Raw genomic sequence first — 15,257 nt, 5'->3', positions numbered from 1 at the left:
GTCGGCGGGCGGGTTCGAAGTCATCTTCAGAGCGAGTTGGCGTTGACGCCGACCCGGCCCTTGTCCTTCTTGTCGAGGAATTCCTGAGAGCGCCGGTTCAGTTCCTGATTGCCGCCGCACAGCGCGTAGCCGTACAGGCATTCCACTTTCAGCTGCTCGTCGAGCGTGCGGCCGATCACCTCGAAGATGGTTTCCTTCGCCGATTCCACCGCGCGGCGATCGTTGCGCAGGATCTTGGCAACCATGTCCTCGACGGCCGCCATCAGCTGATCGTGCGGCACGACCTTCGACACCATGTTGCAGGCCAGCGCGCGTTGGGCATCGATCGGCTCGCCGGTCAATTCCATTTCCAGCGCGATGCCGACGCCGCAGGTGTTGACCAGACGGACGATGCCGCCATCAGCCGGATGCATGCCGCGGCGCAATTCGAAGGAACCGAACTGGGCGCGCTCGGAGGCGATGCGGATGTCGCAGGCCATCGCCAGTTCCAGGCCGCCGCCAAGTACCCAGCCATTGCAGGCCGCGATGATCGGCTTGTAGATGCGGTGGACGCCGCGGGTGATGCCGCCGGCGAAGCCGTCGAGCAACTTGTCGCGGCCGAGGCTGGGGCCGACGCCGTCCCATTCCGGCACGTGGGTTTTCAGATCGGCGCCGGCGCAGAAGGCATCGCCGGTGCCGGTGATGATCGCGACTCTCAGTTCCGGGTCATCACGGAAATCACGCCAGATCTCGCCGAGCCGGTGATGCATCTCGAGGTCGATGGCGTTCTTGCGCTCAGGGCGATTGAACGTGATCCGCGCGATCGCGCCGTCTTTTTCGTAGAGGATCTTGGCGTTCATGGTTTGCGGTTGGTGCTGGGATTGTTGGCAGGGAAGAGACGGTTCATGGCGTGGCAGCTTCGATCACGCGCGCGTCTGCAGCTTGTGCAGCGTTCATCCGCAGACGCCGCAGAAGATCTTGCGGGTCACCGTCTCATCCGCTGAGTCCGTGGTGATCGAAGTCATCGATCCCGAGTACAGGGTGGCGACTTCGCCCTGCGTCCCGTACAGCATCTGGTTCGACATGCTGATGCCTCCGGTTCGTGCTGCTCGACGTGCGGCCGATGATTGATTTTCGGCTTGCAGCTTCGTGCCTGAGACTGGCACCGGATGCCCGGTGACCGCTTGCGCGGCCACCGGGATCGGCGCGCCATCCTAGACACTCCCCTCAGCCTTGGCCCCTGAAAACCTGTCATCAATGGCGAATCCTTCGCCGTCGATGACATGGGGCACTTCTCCTCCCGCGAACGCGCCCGACTATGCGGGCTTGGTCCACGGCACCCTGCTATTCGGTACAGCTTCCTGCGTGATCAGTGGAGCAGTGAAAACCATCGCTCATGCGGCAGTGCCTCGTTCTTCGGTCGTGGCCCGTCCGGCGCGAGCGTGGGCGACGATCATCTTCATGATGCCAGCCATGCCATCGCCGATTTCCAGACCCATGACATCGCGCATCCGCTGCTGATGCGGCAGGTCCATGGTCCAGCCGCAATGGCCGAAGGTCAGCAGGCACTGGTGGATGACATCGAAGGCGGCACGCGGCGCCAGCCATTTGACCATTGCGGCCTCGACCGTATGCGCCTGGCCGGCATCGCGTAGTCGCAGTAAGTGGTCGAGGCTTTCTTGCCGTTCAGCACATAGGCGTCGCGGTCGCGTGTGGCCTGCAGCTTCAGTGCGCCGGCATCCGAACCAACACCAGGTTCGGTGATCGACAGCGCCAGGATCGCATCGCCGCGCCGGATGCGCGGCAGCCCAACCGCTGCGACTGCCGGCTGTGCGTTCTTCGCGATGATCGCGCCACACAGCGAGATCACCAGCACGATGGCGCTGATGTTGAAATCGCCGTAGGCCAGTTCCTCGACGATCAGGCCGGTGGTGACGCTATCGACGCCCAGCAAGCCCAGCGTGCCCATCTCATGCAGCAGTGCACGATCGGTAGGTTTGTCTTGTCCGGCGTCCTTCTCCCGCTGCATGTAAGTCGGCAGCCGCCGCCCGAGTGCGACGCAGCGGGCGGCTTCCTGCAGGGAACGTTGGTCGTCGTTCGGAAGCATCAGGGTTTGGCGACGCCGGCCAGCAGGCTGGGGCCGAAGGCATAGACCACCATCAGCAGCACGGTGACCAGCATCAGCCAGCCGCTGATGACGCTGCGCCAGGGGTTCGGCGCATGGCGCAGTTCCATGAAATCGAGGATCACCAGGCGGCCCTTGATCGCGGCGATCGCCAGGGTGGCAGCGCCAGCAGTGATGCCGACCAGGCCATCGGCGCGCACCCAGAAGGTGGCCGCGGTCGCGATCACCAGGATCAGCCAGGTGCGGTGTGGATTGAGCAGGATGGCGGGCATCGTCGGGCGTCCTCAGCGGAGCAGGTACAGCAGCGGGAACAGGAAGATCCACAGCAGATCGACCATGTGCCAGAAGCTCGCACCCGTCTCCAGGCCGCGGGTATTGCCGGCGTGGTACTTGCCGTCTCGGGCATTGCTCCAGAGCACGATCAGCACGATGGTGCCGCCGATCACGTGGACCAGATGGATCATGGTCAACGCGAAATAGAAATTGAAGAAGGTGTTGGTCGTCAGCGAGATGCCGACCGCGAACTTCGCCGAGTACTCGAAATACTTGATGACCATGAAGCCGACGCCGAGGGCGATGGCCAGCGCCAGATAGCGAGGCACTGCCTTGACCTGGTTCTTGCGGGCCGATTCGATCGCGGTCACCACGGCCCAGGAACTGGTCAGCAGGAACAGCGTGTTGATGACGCCAAGCGTCCGGTCCAGCGACAGCTGGGACTCGTTGAACAGATCGACTTCGAGGGCGCGATAGCCCACGTAGGCGACGAAGAACATGCCGAAGGTCATCAGCTCGGCAAAGATCAGGAACCAGATGTCGGGATCGCCGGGCAGGCGCAGCACCGACTTTGATTCAGCAGAGGCAGGGGCCGTCAGCTCGACTGGCATGGTGGATTGTCTTCGGGGATAAGGAACAGCGAACTCCCTCCCCGTGAGCGGGGGAGGGCCGGGGAGAGGGCGCTGCAGCCAGCCGCCCCATCCCAAGCTTCCCCCGCGAACGGGGGAAGGAGCAGGAACGCTAGATCAGGCAGCCGCGAGACGGCTGGAGCCAACCGGCTCGGCAACGGCCATCCGGCGACGGATTTCCTTGATCATGAAAATGCTGGCGGTGGAGAACCAGCAGAGCCAGCAGAAGTACGGGAAGTAGAAGCTCAGCACGCCGCTCCAGGCGAACGGGCCGGTCTTCATCACGCCGGTGAGGCTGGCCGGGAAGAAGCTGATGCCGCACCAGATGGTCAGGTAGCAGACCCAGCGCGGGAACAGCGGCACCTTGCTCTTGTCGGCCAGGCCGACCAGCGCTGCGGCAACCATCTGCAAGGTGGTGCAGGCGTACTGCAGATCGATGCACAGCCAGCCGGTATCGGTCATCAGCTGGAAAGTTTCCGGGCTGGCGTCGGGACGAAATGCGGCAACCGCCCAGAACATCGCGCTGAACGAAACGACCATCACCGTGAGCGCACCGCCGATCAGCTGCAGGTAGGACAGCAGCGGCATGTTCTTGCCTTCGATGCGCTGCATCTGGCCGGCGAGCACGCAGCTCCACGGCATGTACAGGCAGACGGTGATCATCGAGATGATGAAGCCGAGGCGGATCTCGCCGAGGTTGCCGAGGTAACGCTCCTTCAGCGCCACAGCCGTCAGGGAAGGCGAGGGATTCGGCAGGTTGTGGCCGAGGATCAGCCAGAAGATGACGAAGGTGACCACGAACGCCGGGCCGCACCAGGCGCTGATCAGCTGATACCGCAGACTCGTTTTCTCATCCATTTCCACGCTCCCCCACGTTGTGTCGATCGTCGTCGACGGACTGATGAAATCGTTTGTTTCCAGCGAAATCAGGCGGCGGCGCTCATCGCCCGCGCACTGTTGTCCAGCGACACGATCAGCTTGCGCAGCAGCTGGTCGAGCAGCGCGAACTCTTCGGCACTCAGGCCCGAGAAGGCGCGTTCCAGCGGCTCGATCATCTTCGGCACGATGTCGCGCACGGCCTGGCGGCCGGCGGCGGTGATCGCGATTTCGTGACGGCGGCCATCGCGGGCGTGAACGCTGCGGGTGACCCGTTCGGCCTGCACCAGTTCCTCGACGATGCGCGTGGTGTTGGCGCGGCTGGTGCCGATCATTTCGCTGAGTTCACTCGGCGCCGCCGAACCTTGTTCGCTGGCCACCAGCAGGCACAGCGCATGGAAGGCGTGCTCGCTGGTGCCGAGTGCGCGGAACACCGGCTCGAAGAAATTGCCGAGGCCAAAGCTGCTGATGCGGATCAGGCGGACCAGCACGGTTGGCGCCATCGGCATGTCCGGCAACGCCCGCGACATCCGCGGCGTGCTCGATTCGACAGCCGACAAACGCTCGATGCCTTTCACTAGATGATCGCCTGATAGTTTACCGGTGAACTATATGCTTGCACATCGAAATGCTGCGCGCAATGCAGGGTAGCGCCGCCCCTTGCAAGCGCTCGCTACATCGCGATGTAGCCGCCGTCGACGGACAGGCTGCTGCCATGCACGAACGAGGCGTCGTCGGACAGCAGCCATACCGCTGCGGCGGCGATTTCCTCCGGCTCGGAGAAACGGCCAATCGGGTGCACCGAGTTCAGGTAGGGCTCCAGGTTCGGGTCCTCGGCGAACTTGCCGGTCAGCATCGGCGTACGGATCGCGCCGGGCAGGATCGCGTTCACGCGGATGCCTTGCTTGCCGTAGTCCACCGCGGCTGCCTTGGTCAGGCCGACCACCGCGTGCTTGCTCGACACGTATTCCGCCGCCATCGGGAACGCGGTCGCGCCGGCAGCAGAGGCGGTGTTGACGATCGAGCCGCCGCCGTTTGCGAGCATCGCCTTCACCTCGTGCTTGATGCACAGGAAAGTGCCGGTGAGATTCACGTCCAGCGCGCGTTGCCATTCGGCCAGCGGCATTTCGTGAATCAGCTTGCTGATCTGCGGGATGGCTGCATTGTTGAACGCGCCGTCGAGCCGGCCGAACGCGGCAACGGTGGCCTCGACCATCTTCTGCACCTCGGCTTCGCTGGCGATGTCGGTGCGGATGAAATGCGCTACGCCGCCGGCCTGCTCGCAGAGCTTCATGGTTTCAAGTCCGCCGGCTTCGTTGGTATCGGCCACCATCACGCGGGCGCCTTCGGCAGTCAGCAGCAGCGCCGCGGCCCGGCCGACACCGCTGCCGCCGCCGGTGACGATGATCGCCTTGTTGTTCACCTTCGCCATCTTCGTTCTCCTCTCGTTTTTTTATCGATGCCGCTACCGCTCAGCGCGTCCAGGGCGCGCTGCTGTCGGGTTCGATTCCGTAGCGGGCGATGGCCTCGGCCAGCAGGCTCGCCTTGATCTTTCCATCGCGTACCAGCGCATCGAGCGCTGCCAGCACCACGCCGTGACGATCCACCTCGAAGAAGCGGCGCAGCGCCTGCCGCGTATCGCTGCGGCCGAAGCCGTCGGTGCCGAGCGTGACGAAGCGGCTCTGCAGATACGGTGCGATCAGCTGCGGATAGGCGCGCACGTAATCGGTGGCGGCGATCACCGGCGCGTCGCCAGCCAGCAGCGTTTCCAGATGGCTGAGACGCGGCGTCTCCAGCGGATGCAGGCGATTCCAGCGCTGTACGTCGGCAGCGTCACGGGACAGCTCGCTGAAGCTGGTGGCGCTGTACAGATCGGAGCCGATGTTCCAGTCCTGGGCCAGCAGTTCGGCGGCGGCGATCACTTCGCGGAAGATCGTGCCGGAACCGATCAGGCGGACCTTGGCGACTGGCTTTTTCGGCGCCTGGCCGCCGTAGCGATACAGGCCCTTGATGACGGCTTCGTGCACATCCGCCGGCAAGGACGGCTGCGCGTAGTTCTCGTTCATCACGGTGAGGTAATAGAACTCGTCGACCTGCTGTTCCAGCATGCGCCGCATGCCGTGGTCGAGGATCACGGCGAGTTCGCCGGCGAAGGTCGGGTCGTAGCTGCGGCAGTTGGGCACCGTGGACGCGATCAGCTGGCTGCTGCCGTCCTGATGCTGCAGACCTTCGCCGCCCAAGGTGGTGCGGCCGGCGGTGGCGCCGAGCAGAAAGCCGCGGGCGCGCTGATCGGCCGCAGCCCAGATCAGATCGCCGACTCGCTGGAAGCCGAACATCGAGTAGTAGATGTAGAACGGCAGCATCGGCACGCCGCTGACGCTGTACGAGGTGGCGGCCGCGGTCCACGAGGCGAGGGCACCGGCTTCGTTGATGCCCTCTTCGAGCAACTGACCATCGGTCGCTTCGCGATACGACAGCATCGATGACGCATCTTCCGGTTCGTACAGCTGGCCGACCGGCGAATAGATGCCGACCTGCCTAAACAGATTGGCCATGCCGAAGGTGCGCGCTTCGTCGGCAACGATCGGCACGATGCGCGGGCCCAGCTGCTTGTCCTTGAGCAGGCCACCGAGCATGCGCACGGCGGCCATCGTCGTCGACATCTCCTTGCCGTCGGCCTGCAGCGCGAATGCGGCGTAGCTGTCGACGGCCGGCACCGGCACGGCATCGGCTTTGGCGCGACGCGCCGGCAGATAGCCGCCGAGCGCTTCGCGACGCTGGCGCAGGTAGCGCAGCTCGATGCTGTCCTCGGCAGGACGATAGAAACGCAGGCTGGCGCAGTCCTCGTCGGACAGCGGCAGATGGAAGCGGTCGCGGAATACCTTCAGGCCTTCGATGTCGAGCTTCTTGGCCTGGTGCGACGTCATCCGCGATTCACCGGCGCTGCCCATGCCATAGCCTTTCTTGGTCTTCGCCAGGATCACCGTGGGCCGGCCCTTGTGGGCCTTGGCGGCCGCGAATGCCGCGTGCAGCTTGCGCAGATCATGACCGCCGCGCTTCAGCGCATCGATCTCGGCATCGGACATGTGCGCCACCAGCTTGGCTAGCGCCGGGTCCTGCTGGAAGAAGTTGGCGAGGTTGTAGGCGCCGTCCTTGGCACCCAGCGTCTGGTACTCGCCGTCCGGCGTGTTGGCGAAGATGCGCAGCAGGGTGTGTTCGGTGTCGCGGGCGAACAGCGCGTCCCAGTCCGAACCCCAGAGCACCTTGATGACGTTCCAACCGGCGCCGGTGAACAGCGCCTCCAGCTCCTGGATGATCTGGCCGTTGCCGCGCACCGGGCCGTCGAGGCGCTGCAGATTGCAGTTGACGATGAACGTCAGGTTGTCGAGCTTCTCGCGAGCGGCGAGGGTGAGGCCGGCGATCGATTCCGGCTCGTCCATTTCGCCATCGCCGAACACGCCCCAGACGTGGCGACCATCGGTGGCGCTGAGCTTGCGATCACGCAGATAGCGCAGGAAGCGCGCCTGGTAGACGGCGCTGATCGGGCCCAGACCCATCGAGCCGGTGGGGAACTGCCAGAACTCCGGCATCAGCCAGGGATGCGGATACGAACACAGGCCGCCGCCGGCGAGTTCCTGCCGGTAGTGGCCGAGCTGGTCTTCGCTCAGGCGGCCTTCCAGGAAAGCGCGGGCGTAGACGCCAGGCGCCGAATGCGGCTGGAAGTAGATGAGATCGCCGCCGTGGCTGTCGCTGCGGGCATGGAAGAAATGCTGGAAGCCGACTTCGAAGATTTCCGCTGCCGACGCATAGCTCGCGACATGGCCGCCGAGATCGCCATACGCGGCGTTGGCGCGCATCACCATCGCCAGCGCATTCCAGCGCAGGATCGCCACGATCCGTTCCTCGATCGCCAGATCGCCCGGATAGGCGCCCTGCTGATCGAGTGGCACGCTGTTGCGATAGGACGAGTACGGCTGCGCCAGCGCCACGGCGCCACGGTCGCGCAGACGTGCTTCGAGCTGCTGGATCAGATACTGCGCACGCTCGCCGCCGCCGCCCGCGAGCACAGAATCCAGCGCATCCAGCCATTCGCGCGTTTCCTGCGGATCGCCATCGGGAAGGCTGACGGTGGACAGACCACGGGCACGAGGATTTTCTGCGGACATGAGCAGCCTCCGGAGGCCGCAGCGCGGCCGCCATGGTTCAGCGAACGAAGTTACGCCGATCCGGGAGACGGATGGCGGCGTGAGTGCTGCTAGGAAGGAACCAGCACGACCTTGCGCAACTGGATGCGCCAGCCCTCGGCGGTCAGCGTGTAGCGATCGTGATAGATGCCGCGCAGGCGCTGCACCTCGTCGTTGCCGGCGATGCCGCGCTGCATGTCGAGATCGACGACACCGGAGGCATTGCGGCCATCGTCATCGATAGTGATGCGGATGTTGCTGCAGACGTGTTTCGACCAGGTGCCCGCCGGGCGGCCGGCGATCACTTCACGGATCGCGGCGTGGCCGCTGATCAGCTGGCCCATGCGATCGAACACGCCATCCTCAACATAGAGGCGGGCGAACTCATCGGCCTTGCCGGCATCGGCCAGCGTGCCGTAGGCCTTGCACAGCGCAGTACAGGCTTCGATGGCTGCAGTCTTTTCCGAGCTACTCATGCTGCACCTGGCGGCGGTGGCAGCGTCGTGAACTGATAGGCCTTACCCGGCGCAACTGGTGCTGCGCCCTGCTGCAGCAGATTGTTGATCGGCGTACCGCTGTGCAGTTTGGCGCTGAGCGCCTCGGGATCGAAATCGACACCGATCGGATTGGCCTCGAATGCCGCCGAGCTGAACCAGGCTGTCGATTCGGCCAGCGTGTCGAAGTTCTCGACCTGCAGCTCGACCTCGTTGCCATCCGGATCGCGGTAATACATCGAGGTGGTCGGGCCGTGATTGATGCACCAGAACGGCGCGATGCCTTCAGCCTTCAGCCGCTGCCAGGTGTGCAGCAGCGCTGGCAGATCGGCATAGGTGAAAGCGACGTGGTCGATGCCGGTGCGCATCGTGTCCGGGCTGGGCAGATGCGCGGTGTTCAGGAAGGCGATGCGGTGATGTTCCTCGTCATAGCTGAGGAAGGCGATCACCGGCGCTTCGAAGGTGGTGCGCAGGTGGAACACCGTGCGGTACCAGCTGAGCATCGCTTCGAAATGCTTGGCGCGGATGACGTAATGCGCGAGCTTGGTCGGCACGATTGTGCCGTCCGACCTGCTTTCCGGTGCCTTGGCCGGAGCCGCTGCCTGGGTTCGCGCCGGCGTGGTCGCCAGACTGTCTGCGTTCATGGTTTCTCCTCTCCTGTCGCATCCCGAGTGTGTGCCGCGGGTGCTTGCATTCTGCACATTCTTACCATATGGTCAATTCAAATTTCGAGGGCGTGCAGTCAGTGACTGCTTGCACGCCAATCGAAGACAAGACTTGAGTCCATTTTCAAAGTGGACCGCTGGAGGAGAGACGATGAAGCTTGCGACGTACACCGTGAATGGCGGCAAGGCACGGATCGGATTGGTCGTCGGTGATGGCTTGCACGACATTGCGCGCCATCTGCCGCAGGCTCCGGTGACGATGCTCGGCCTGCTGGAAGCGCTGCCGGGCCTGCGTGCCGATCTGGACAAGATCGCCGCCGCCCAGCCTGACCACGCATTGACCGATGTGCATCTGCTGGCGCCGATTCCGCGCCCCGGCAAGATTCTGGCGCTGGGCCTGAACTATCGCGATCACGCGCTGGAAGCGAACATGGCGCTGCCGGAAGTGCAGACCTGGTTCGCGAAGATGACGACCTCCGCGAATGGTCCTCACAGCAACGTCGATCTGCCCAGTGTTTCGACCAGGCTCGACTACGAAGCCGAGCTGGCCATCGTCATCGGCAAGAAGGTTCGCCATGCCACGCGCGAGCAGGCCAAGGCCGCGATCGCCGGTTACTGCTGCGCCAACGATGTCAGCGTCCGTGACTGGCAGTTGCGCACCTCGCAGTTCGTGGTCGGCAAGTCCTTCGACACGCATTGCCCGTTCGGGCCGTGGATCACCAGCGCCGACGAGATCGCCGATCCGCAGGCGCTGGCCATCCGCGCCACCGTGAATGGAGAAGTCCGCCAGGACTCCAATACTCGTGAAATGGTTTTCGATGTCTACGCGATGATCGAACACCTGTCGCAGGCGATGACCCTGGAACCGGGTGATCTGTTGCTGACCGGCACGCCGGCCGGTGTCGGCGCCGTGTCGAAGCCGCCGCGCTACCTGAAGGCTGGCGATGTGGTGCGCATCGAGATCGAAGGCCTGGGCGCGATCGAGAACCGGGTCGAACCCGAGCCGCGCTGAAGCAAAGCGGCAAAGCTACCGGCGAACCGCGCCGACAGAGTGCGGATCGTTCCCTGCGAGAGAGGAGACGCTGATGCGGATGCAGACTTCATTGCCGGCTTCGCTGCCCAATTCCTTGCCTGCGGGCTTCGAGGCGCTGGAGCCCTTTGTCGACTACTGGGCGGGCGCGACCAACGACATCCGCTGGGATCGCCGGGCTCGCGCTTCGATGGCCGAGATCCGCAGCTTCTACGAAGCGGCCGTGCCGCGTGCCGATGAAGGCCTGGCGTATCTCGAACAGTTTCCGCTAGCTGCGATGCCGGACGACGCGACCCGGCTGCTGCGCCTGCTGCTGTCGCTGCCGCATGCGGCGATGGCGGTGGAATTCCACGGTCAGCCGCGCGCCGCCGCTTCGCCCTTTCCACACGGCATGCACATCGGCCGGGGACCCTGGCCGCAAGGCTGGTGATCGCCCAGCGTCTGTATCGCGTTTGCCGCAGTTTCTCGATTGGGGAGAGTGTCCATGAGTGTCGTTGACCTGCCGAAGCCGAACACCGAATTCCCGAAGCTGACCGTGCCGAATGGCCTCGGCACCGGGCCGATCCCGATCGCGCCCTACATTTCCCAAGCCTGGTACGAGCAGGAACGCGATCGCGTCTTCGGCCGCGCCTGGCTGTGCATGGGCCGGGTCGAGCAGCTGCCGGAAGCCGACAGTTTCATGGTCAAGGAAATCGAGATCTGCGGCGTCATCGCGCTGATCACCCGCGATGCCAAGGACCAGATTCGCGCCTTCCACAACGTCTGCTCGCACCGCGCCAACCTGGTCGTGCACGAGACCTCGGGCAAGGGCAGCCGCTTCGTCTGCAAGTATCACAACTGGGCTTACCGCAATACCGGCGACTGCATCGGCGTGCCCGATCGCGCCAACTTCTTCGATCTGGACATGAAGAAATGCGGCCTGACGCCGATCGCCTGCGAGACCTGGGAAGGCTGGATCTTCATCAACCTGCAGAAGCAGCCGGAAGTGACGCTGACCGAGTTCCTCGGCAACTTCGGTGAAGCCTTCCGCGATGCGCCGGCCCCGGCCGCCACGCAGGCGTTCACCGTCGACGTGACCAGCATGCGCGCCAACTGGAAAGTGACCATCGATGCCTTCTGCGAGTCCTACCACGTGCCGGTGCTGCACCCGTCGACCCTGGGCGACACCTTCGCCAACGATAGCAATCGCTACGCGCGGCCGCTGAGCGGCAACGTGCGCGGCGCCCATCGCACGATGACCACCTTCGGCAACCCGAACTACCTGCCGCCGGAATCGTCGCTGATCGAGCGACTGGCCTACAGCAACATCGATACCGGCAACACCCTGGGCGCCAACGATGCAGCCGACATGCAGGCGCTGCAGAACCATCCGGCAATCAACCCGAACAAGGTGCCGAACTGGGCCACCGAGATCTGCTGGCTGTTTCCCAACTTCCTGATTTTCTATTCACCCGGCGGCTTCTTCACTCTGGAGTTCTGGCCGCTGTCGGTGAACACCACGCGCTGGGTGGCGAGAATGCACACGCCGGTCGCTGCCGATGTTCGCCAGCGTTTCCAGCAAGAGCACTACAGCTGCCGGATGGCGGAAATCTTCCTCGAGGACGTCGGCAATCTGGAACGTCAGCAGAAGGCAATGGAGTCCGGCGGCAAGTCCGAAATCATTCTGCAGGACGGTGAATTCCTGCTCCGCCATTCGATCGAGACCATCCAGAAATGGGTGGCTTCGGCGACGGTCCGCGAAGCGCTGGCGGAATAGCCAATGACCACTGCGCGCTATCTGAACAACGCCTGGTATGTCGCCGCCTGGTCGAACGAGCTTAGTCGCAGCCTGCTGGAGCGAACCATCCTCGAGCAGCCGGTGCTGCTTTATCGCAAGGAGAACGGCGATGCGGTGGCGATCGGCAATGCCTGCCCGCATCGTCACGCGCCGCTGCATCTCGGCAAGCTGATCGGCGACGCCGTGCAGTGTCCGTATCACGGACTACGTTTTAACGGTGCGGGCACCTGCGTACTGAACCCGCATGGCGACGGCATGATCCCGACGCGCATGCGCACCGCGAGCTATCCGGTCATCGAGCGCCACAATCTGATCTGGCTGTGGTTCGGCGAAGTCGACAAGGCCGATCCGGCGACGATTCCTGATTTCAGCTGCCACAAGGATCCGGAACTGGCCTTCGTCGGCGGCGTCATCGAGATGAAAGCCCACTACGAACTGATCACCGACAACCTGCTCGACCTCGCGCATTCGGAGTTCGTCCACGAAGGCCTGCTGTCCAGTGCCGGCTACACCGCCAGCAAGCTGCAGACGATCGAACAGGGCACGACGATCTACGCCAATCGCTGGGCGCCGAACTGTGATGCGATGCCGGCCTTCCACATGATCTTCGACGGCCACAAGGAAGGTGATCCGGTCGATCACTGGGCCTACATGCGCTGGGATGCGCCGGCGCACATGCTGCTCGATGTCGGTATCGCCCATCCCGGACGGCCGCGCGGCGAAGGCGCCTGGATCTACGGCACCGACATCCTGACACCGAAGGACGCGACTACCACCTACTACTTCTGGGGCATCACGCGCGCTTACAAGCAGAACGATCCGGCTGCCGGCGAGTTGTGGCGGCAGGTCATCAAAGGTGCGTTCGAGGGCCAGGATCAGGTGGTCATCGAAGCCCAGCAGCGGATGCTCGGCGATCGCTCGTTCGAGGAAGTCGATCCGGTGATGTTCGCCTCCGATGCTGCCGCCCAGCGCGCTCGCAAGCTGTTGGCGCGGCTGCGCGAACAGCAGGCGGTGCCCCGGCCTGAAAACCCGGTGCTGTCGAGTCTGCGCCAGCAGCACGGTCAGTCCCGCTCGCCGATCCTGCCAGTGGTCTGAACTCCATTCCCGCTCTCCATCACGAAACGTCCCAGAACAACATGAAAACCCTCGAAACGCCGGTCCTGATCTGCGGCGGTGGTGGTTCCGGCCTGAGCCTGTCGATCTTCCTGTCCGCGCAGGGCACGAAGTCGCTGCTGGTGGAGCGCCACGATTCGACTTCGCATCTACCGAAGGCGCATTACCTGAACCAGCGGACGATGGAAATTTTCCGCGAGTACGGCGTTGCCGACACCATCTACCAGCGCGGCACCAAGTTCGAGAACATGCACCAGGTGCATTGGCTCACCTCGCTGGGCGGCGACGGCCCCCTCGACCAGAAGACCATCTACCGCATGGATGCCTTCGGCGGTGGTGCGCTGTATGACATGTACACCAGAGACAGCGCCGTGCTGTCGGCCAACCTGCCGCTGCTGCGTCTGGAGCCGGTGCTCAAGGATTTCGCCGAACGCGGCGCGCCGGGCGACGTGCGTTTCGGCAACGAGCTGCTGAGCTTCGAGCAGGACGCCGACGGCGTGACCTCGCTGATCAAGGACCTCAAGAGCGGCGAGACCTATCAGGTGCGCTCGCAGTTCCTGGTCGGCGCCGATCGTGGCCGCACCATCGGCCCCAAGCTGGGCATCGAGCTGGAAGGCCCGACCAATCTCATCGACATGGTCAGCACGCATTTCACTGCGGACCTGTCGAAGCACATCGATGACGATGCGCCACTGATCCGCTGGTTCATCAACCCCGAAGGGGGCGGCGGCTGGGGCAGTGGCGCGATGGTGGCGATGGGCCCGACGCACTACGACCGGCGCTCGGAAGAATGGGTGTTCCACTTCGCATTCCGTCCCGGCGATCCGGACTTCGACGAAAGCGTGATCGTGCCGCGCATCCGCGAGTTGCTGAAGCTGCCGGACCTCGACATCCACGTGCACAAGGTCAGCCACTGGATCGTCGAAGCGATCCTCGCCAACAAGTATCAGGGCGGTCGCTGCGTGGTGATCGGTGATGCGGCACATCGCCATCCACCGACCACCGGGCTGGGTCTGAATTCCGGTATCCAGGATGCGCACAACCTGGCGTGGAAGCTGACTGCGCTGGTCAAGGGCGAAGCATCGCTGAAACTGCTCGACAGCTACGAGCAGGAGCGCCGCCCGGTGGCCGCGCGCAACACCAAGTGGGCGCTGTTCACGTTCATGAACCACTTCGTCACTGATGCCGGCTTCGGCCTGATTCCGGGCGCGCCGCCGGAGGTCAATGCCGGCGCGTTCCACACGCTGATCTCCGAAGGCTACGAAGGCGACTGGGCCCGCGCGCGCATGCACGAAGTGCTGCAGACCCAGCGCATGGAGTTCTGTGCCCACGATCTGGAAATGGGCTTCCACTACGACGGCAACGCCGTGGTGGCCGACGGTACGCCGGCACCGGCACGCGATCCGATGGGCGTCAACTACGTGGTCACCACGCGTCCCGGTCATCGCCTGCCGCATGCCTGGCTGGAGGGCGCAAACGGCAAAGTGTCGACGCACGACATCACCGGTCATGGCCGCTTCGTGCTGCTGACCGATGCCAAGGGCAAGGCCTGGAAGGAAGCCGCCGCCGCCGCTGCCAAGAAGTACGGCGTGACCATCGATGCCTATGTGATCGGCGAGGGCGGTGACTACGCCGATCCGACTGGCACCTGGGCGCAGCTGAAACAGGTCGAGGAAGGCGGCGCGATCCTGGTTCGTCCGGATACCCATGTGGGCTTCCGCTCCAGCGGCAAGGAAACAAATCCTTCGGACGTGCTGGGCCGCGTGCTCGCACAGATTCTCTGCAAGGCCTGAGTCATCCATTCCACGTCGTCAGGAGCACAGTGCAAATGAGCACTACCGACCCCTTTCGTGTCGATGGCAAGGTCGCGCTGGTCACCGGCGCGGCGCGCGGCATCGGTGCCGAAACGGCCGAGCAGCTGATCGCCGGCGGCGCGCGCGTGCTGATCACCGATCTGCTCGTCGACGAAGGCAAGGCGCTGGCGGCGAAGTTCGGCGCGGCGGCCAGCTTCTTCCGGCTCGATGTCACCCACGAAGCCGATTGGCAAGCGGCGACCGCCGAGGCCATCGTGCGCTTTGGCGGCCTCGATCTCGTCGTCAACAACGCCGGCCT

At 64.2% G+C, this 15,257-nt stretch carries 18 protein-coding genes; 6 read left to right on the top strand and 12 right to left on the bottom strand.

Annotated elements, in window-relative coordinates; all coding sequences use genetic code 11:
• Window positions 1–26: 26 nt before the first annotated feature.
• The 12 genes from Q0D45_RS05205 to Q0D45_RS05150 all read right to left on the bottom strand — a co-directional run bounded on the left by Q0D45_RS05205 (window position 27) and on the right by Q0D45_RS05150 (window position 9,204).
• The gene (locus Q0D45_RS05205) at window positions 27–839 is read right to left on the bottom strand and encodes an enoyl-CoA hydratase/isomerase family protein (RefSeq protein ID WP_293389419.1); all 813 of its coding nucleotides are present in this window, start codon (window positions 837–839) and stop codon (window positions 27–29) included.
• 93 nt (window positions 840–932) lie between these two features.
• Window positions 933–1,064, bottom strand: coding sequence for a hypothetical protein (locus Q0D45_RS05200; protein ID WP_293389416.1), 132 nt, complete (start codon window positions 1,062–1,064; stop codon window positions 933–935).
• Between the two features lie 309 nt (window positions 1,065–1,373).
• Window positions 1,374–1,595 (bottom strand): acyl-CoA dehydrogenase family protein, encoded by a 222-nt coding sequence (locus Q0D45_RS05195; protein WP_293389413.1) that lies wholly within the window; start codon window positions 1,593–1,595, stop codon window positions 1,374–1,376.
• Window positions 1,538–2,086 carry an acyl-CoA dehydrogenase family protein gene (locus tag Q0D45_RS05190; RefSeq protein ID WP_293389410.1) on the bottom strand — a complete coding sequence of 183 codons (549 nt, stop codon included), beginning with the start codon at window positions 2,084–2,086 and terminating at the stop codon, window positions 1,538–1,540. Before Q0D45_RS05190 ends, Q0D45_RS05195 begins: the two co-directional genes overlap by 58 nt.
• The gene (locus tag Q0D45_RS05185) at window positions 2,086–2,376 is read right to left on the bottom strand and encodes a cytochrome C oxidase subunit IV family protein (RefSeq protein WP_293389407.1); all 291 of its coding nucleotides are present in this window, start codon (window positions 2,374–2,376) and stop codon (window positions 2,086–2,088) included. Before Q0D45_RS05185 ends, Q0D45_RS05190 begins: the two co-directional genes overlap by 1 nt.
• Before the next feature lie 12 nt (window positions 2,377–2,388).
• Window positions 2,389–2,988, bottom strand: a complete 600-nt coding sequence (locus Q0D45_RS05180; RefSeq protein WP_293389404.1) for a cytochrome c oxidase subunit 3 family protein — start codon at window positions 2,986–2,988, stop codon at window positions 2,389–2,391.
• 135 nt (window positions 2,989–3,123) lie between these two features.
• Window positions 3,124–3,864, bottom strand: coding sequence for a hypothetical protein (locus Q0D45_RS05175; protein WP_293389401.1), 741 nt, complete (start codon window positions 3,862–3,864; stop codon window positions 3,124–3,126).
• A gap of 68 nt (window positions 3,865–3,932) precedes the next feature.
• Complete coding sequence (locus tag Q0D45_RS05170; RefSeq protein ID WP_293389398.1) at window positions 3,933–4,460, bottom strand: MarR family transcriptional regulator; 528 nt, start codon at window positions 4,458–4,460, stop codon at window positions 3,933–3,935.
• Between the two features lie 95 nt (window positions 4,461–4,555).
• Window positions 4,556–5,314, bottom strand: a complete 759-nt coding sequence (locus Q0D45_RS05165; protein ID WP_293389395.1) for a glucose 1-dehydrogenase — start codon at window positions 5,312–5,314, stop codon at window positions 4,556–4,558.
• 40 nt (window positions 5,315–5,354) lie between these two features.
• A complete protein-coding gene (gene mdeB, locus Q0D45_RS05160; protein ID WP_293389392.1) occupies window positions 5,355–8,048 on the bottom strand; it encodes an alpha-ketoglutarate dehydrogenase in 2,694 nt (897 codons plus the stop codon).
• A gap of 89 nt (window positions 8,049–8,137) precedes the next feature.
• Window positions 8,138–8,542 carry a nuclear transport factor 2 family protein gene (locus Q0D45_RS05155; RefSeq protein WP_293389389.1) on the bottom strand — a complete coding sequence of 135 codons (405 nt, stop codon included), beginning with the start codon at window positions 8,540–8,542 and terminating at the stop codon, window positions 8,138–8,140.
• Window positions 8,539–9,204 (bottom strand): VOC family protein, encoded by a 666-nt coding sequence (locus Q0D45_RS05150; RefSeq protein ID WP_293389386.1) that lies wholly within the window; start codon window positions 9,202–9,204, stop codon window positions 8,539–8,541. The genes Q0D45_RS05155 and Q0D45_RS05150 overlap by 4 nt, the downstream gene beginning before the upstream one ends.
• 172 nt (window positions 9,205–9,376) lie before the next feature.
• Between Q0D45_RS05150 and Q0D45_RS05145 the strand changes: the two genes are divergently transcribed.
• The 6 genes from Q0D45_RS05145 to Q0D45_RS05120 all read left to right on the top strand — a co-directional run.
• Window positions 9,377–10,237, top strand: coding sequence for a fumarylacetoacetate hydrolase family protein (locus Q0D45_RS05145; RefSeq protein ID WP_293389384.1), 861 nt, complete (start codon window positions 9,377–9,379; stop codon window positions 10,235–10,237).
• Window positions 10,238–10,310: 73 nt separating this feature from the next.
• Complete coding sequence (locus Q0D45_RS05140; RefSeq protein ID WP_293389382.1) at window positions 10,311–10,685, top strand: hypothetical protein; 375 nt, start codon at window positions 10,311–10,313, stop codon at window positions 10,683–10,685.
• A 54-nt stretch (window positions 10,686–10,739) separates the two neighbouring features.
• Complete coding sequence (locus Q0D45_RS05135; RefSeq protein WP_293389379.1) at window positions 10,740–12,011, top strand: aromatic ring-hydroxylating dioxygenase subunit alpha; 1,272 nt, start codon at window positions 10,740–10,742, stop codon at window positions 12,009–12,011.
• A gap of 3 nt (window positions 12,012–12,014) precedes the next feature.
• A complete protein-coding gene (locus Q0D45_RS05130; RefSeq protein WP_293389376.1) occupies window positions 12,015–13,127 on the top strand; it encodes an aromatic ring-hydroxylating dioxygenase subunit alpha in 1,113 nt (370 codons plus the stop codon).
• Window positions 13,128–13,168: 41 nt separating this feature from the next.
• Window positions 13,169–14,938 carry an FAD-dependent monooxygenase gene (locus Q0D45_RS05125; RefSeq protein WP_293389373.1) on the top strand — a complete coding sequence of 590 codons (1,770 nt, stop codon included), beginning with the start codon at window positions 13,169–13,171 and terminating at the stop codon, window positions 14,936–14,938.
• A gap of 35 nt (window positions 14,939–14,973) precedes the next feature.
• Window positions 14,974–15,257, top strand: a 284-nt coding sequence (locus Q0D45_RS05120; RefSeq protein ID WP_293389371.1) for an SDR family NAD(P)-dependent oxidoreductase, incomplete at its 3' end; no start/stop codon positions are given.

The sequence above is a fragment of the Nevskia sp. genome, assembly GCF_023266035.1.
GTDB lineage: Bacteria > Pseudomonadota > Gammaproteobacteria > Nevskiales > Nevskiaceae > Nevskia.
This window is presented reverse-complemented; position numbering and strand designations above follow the sequence as displayed.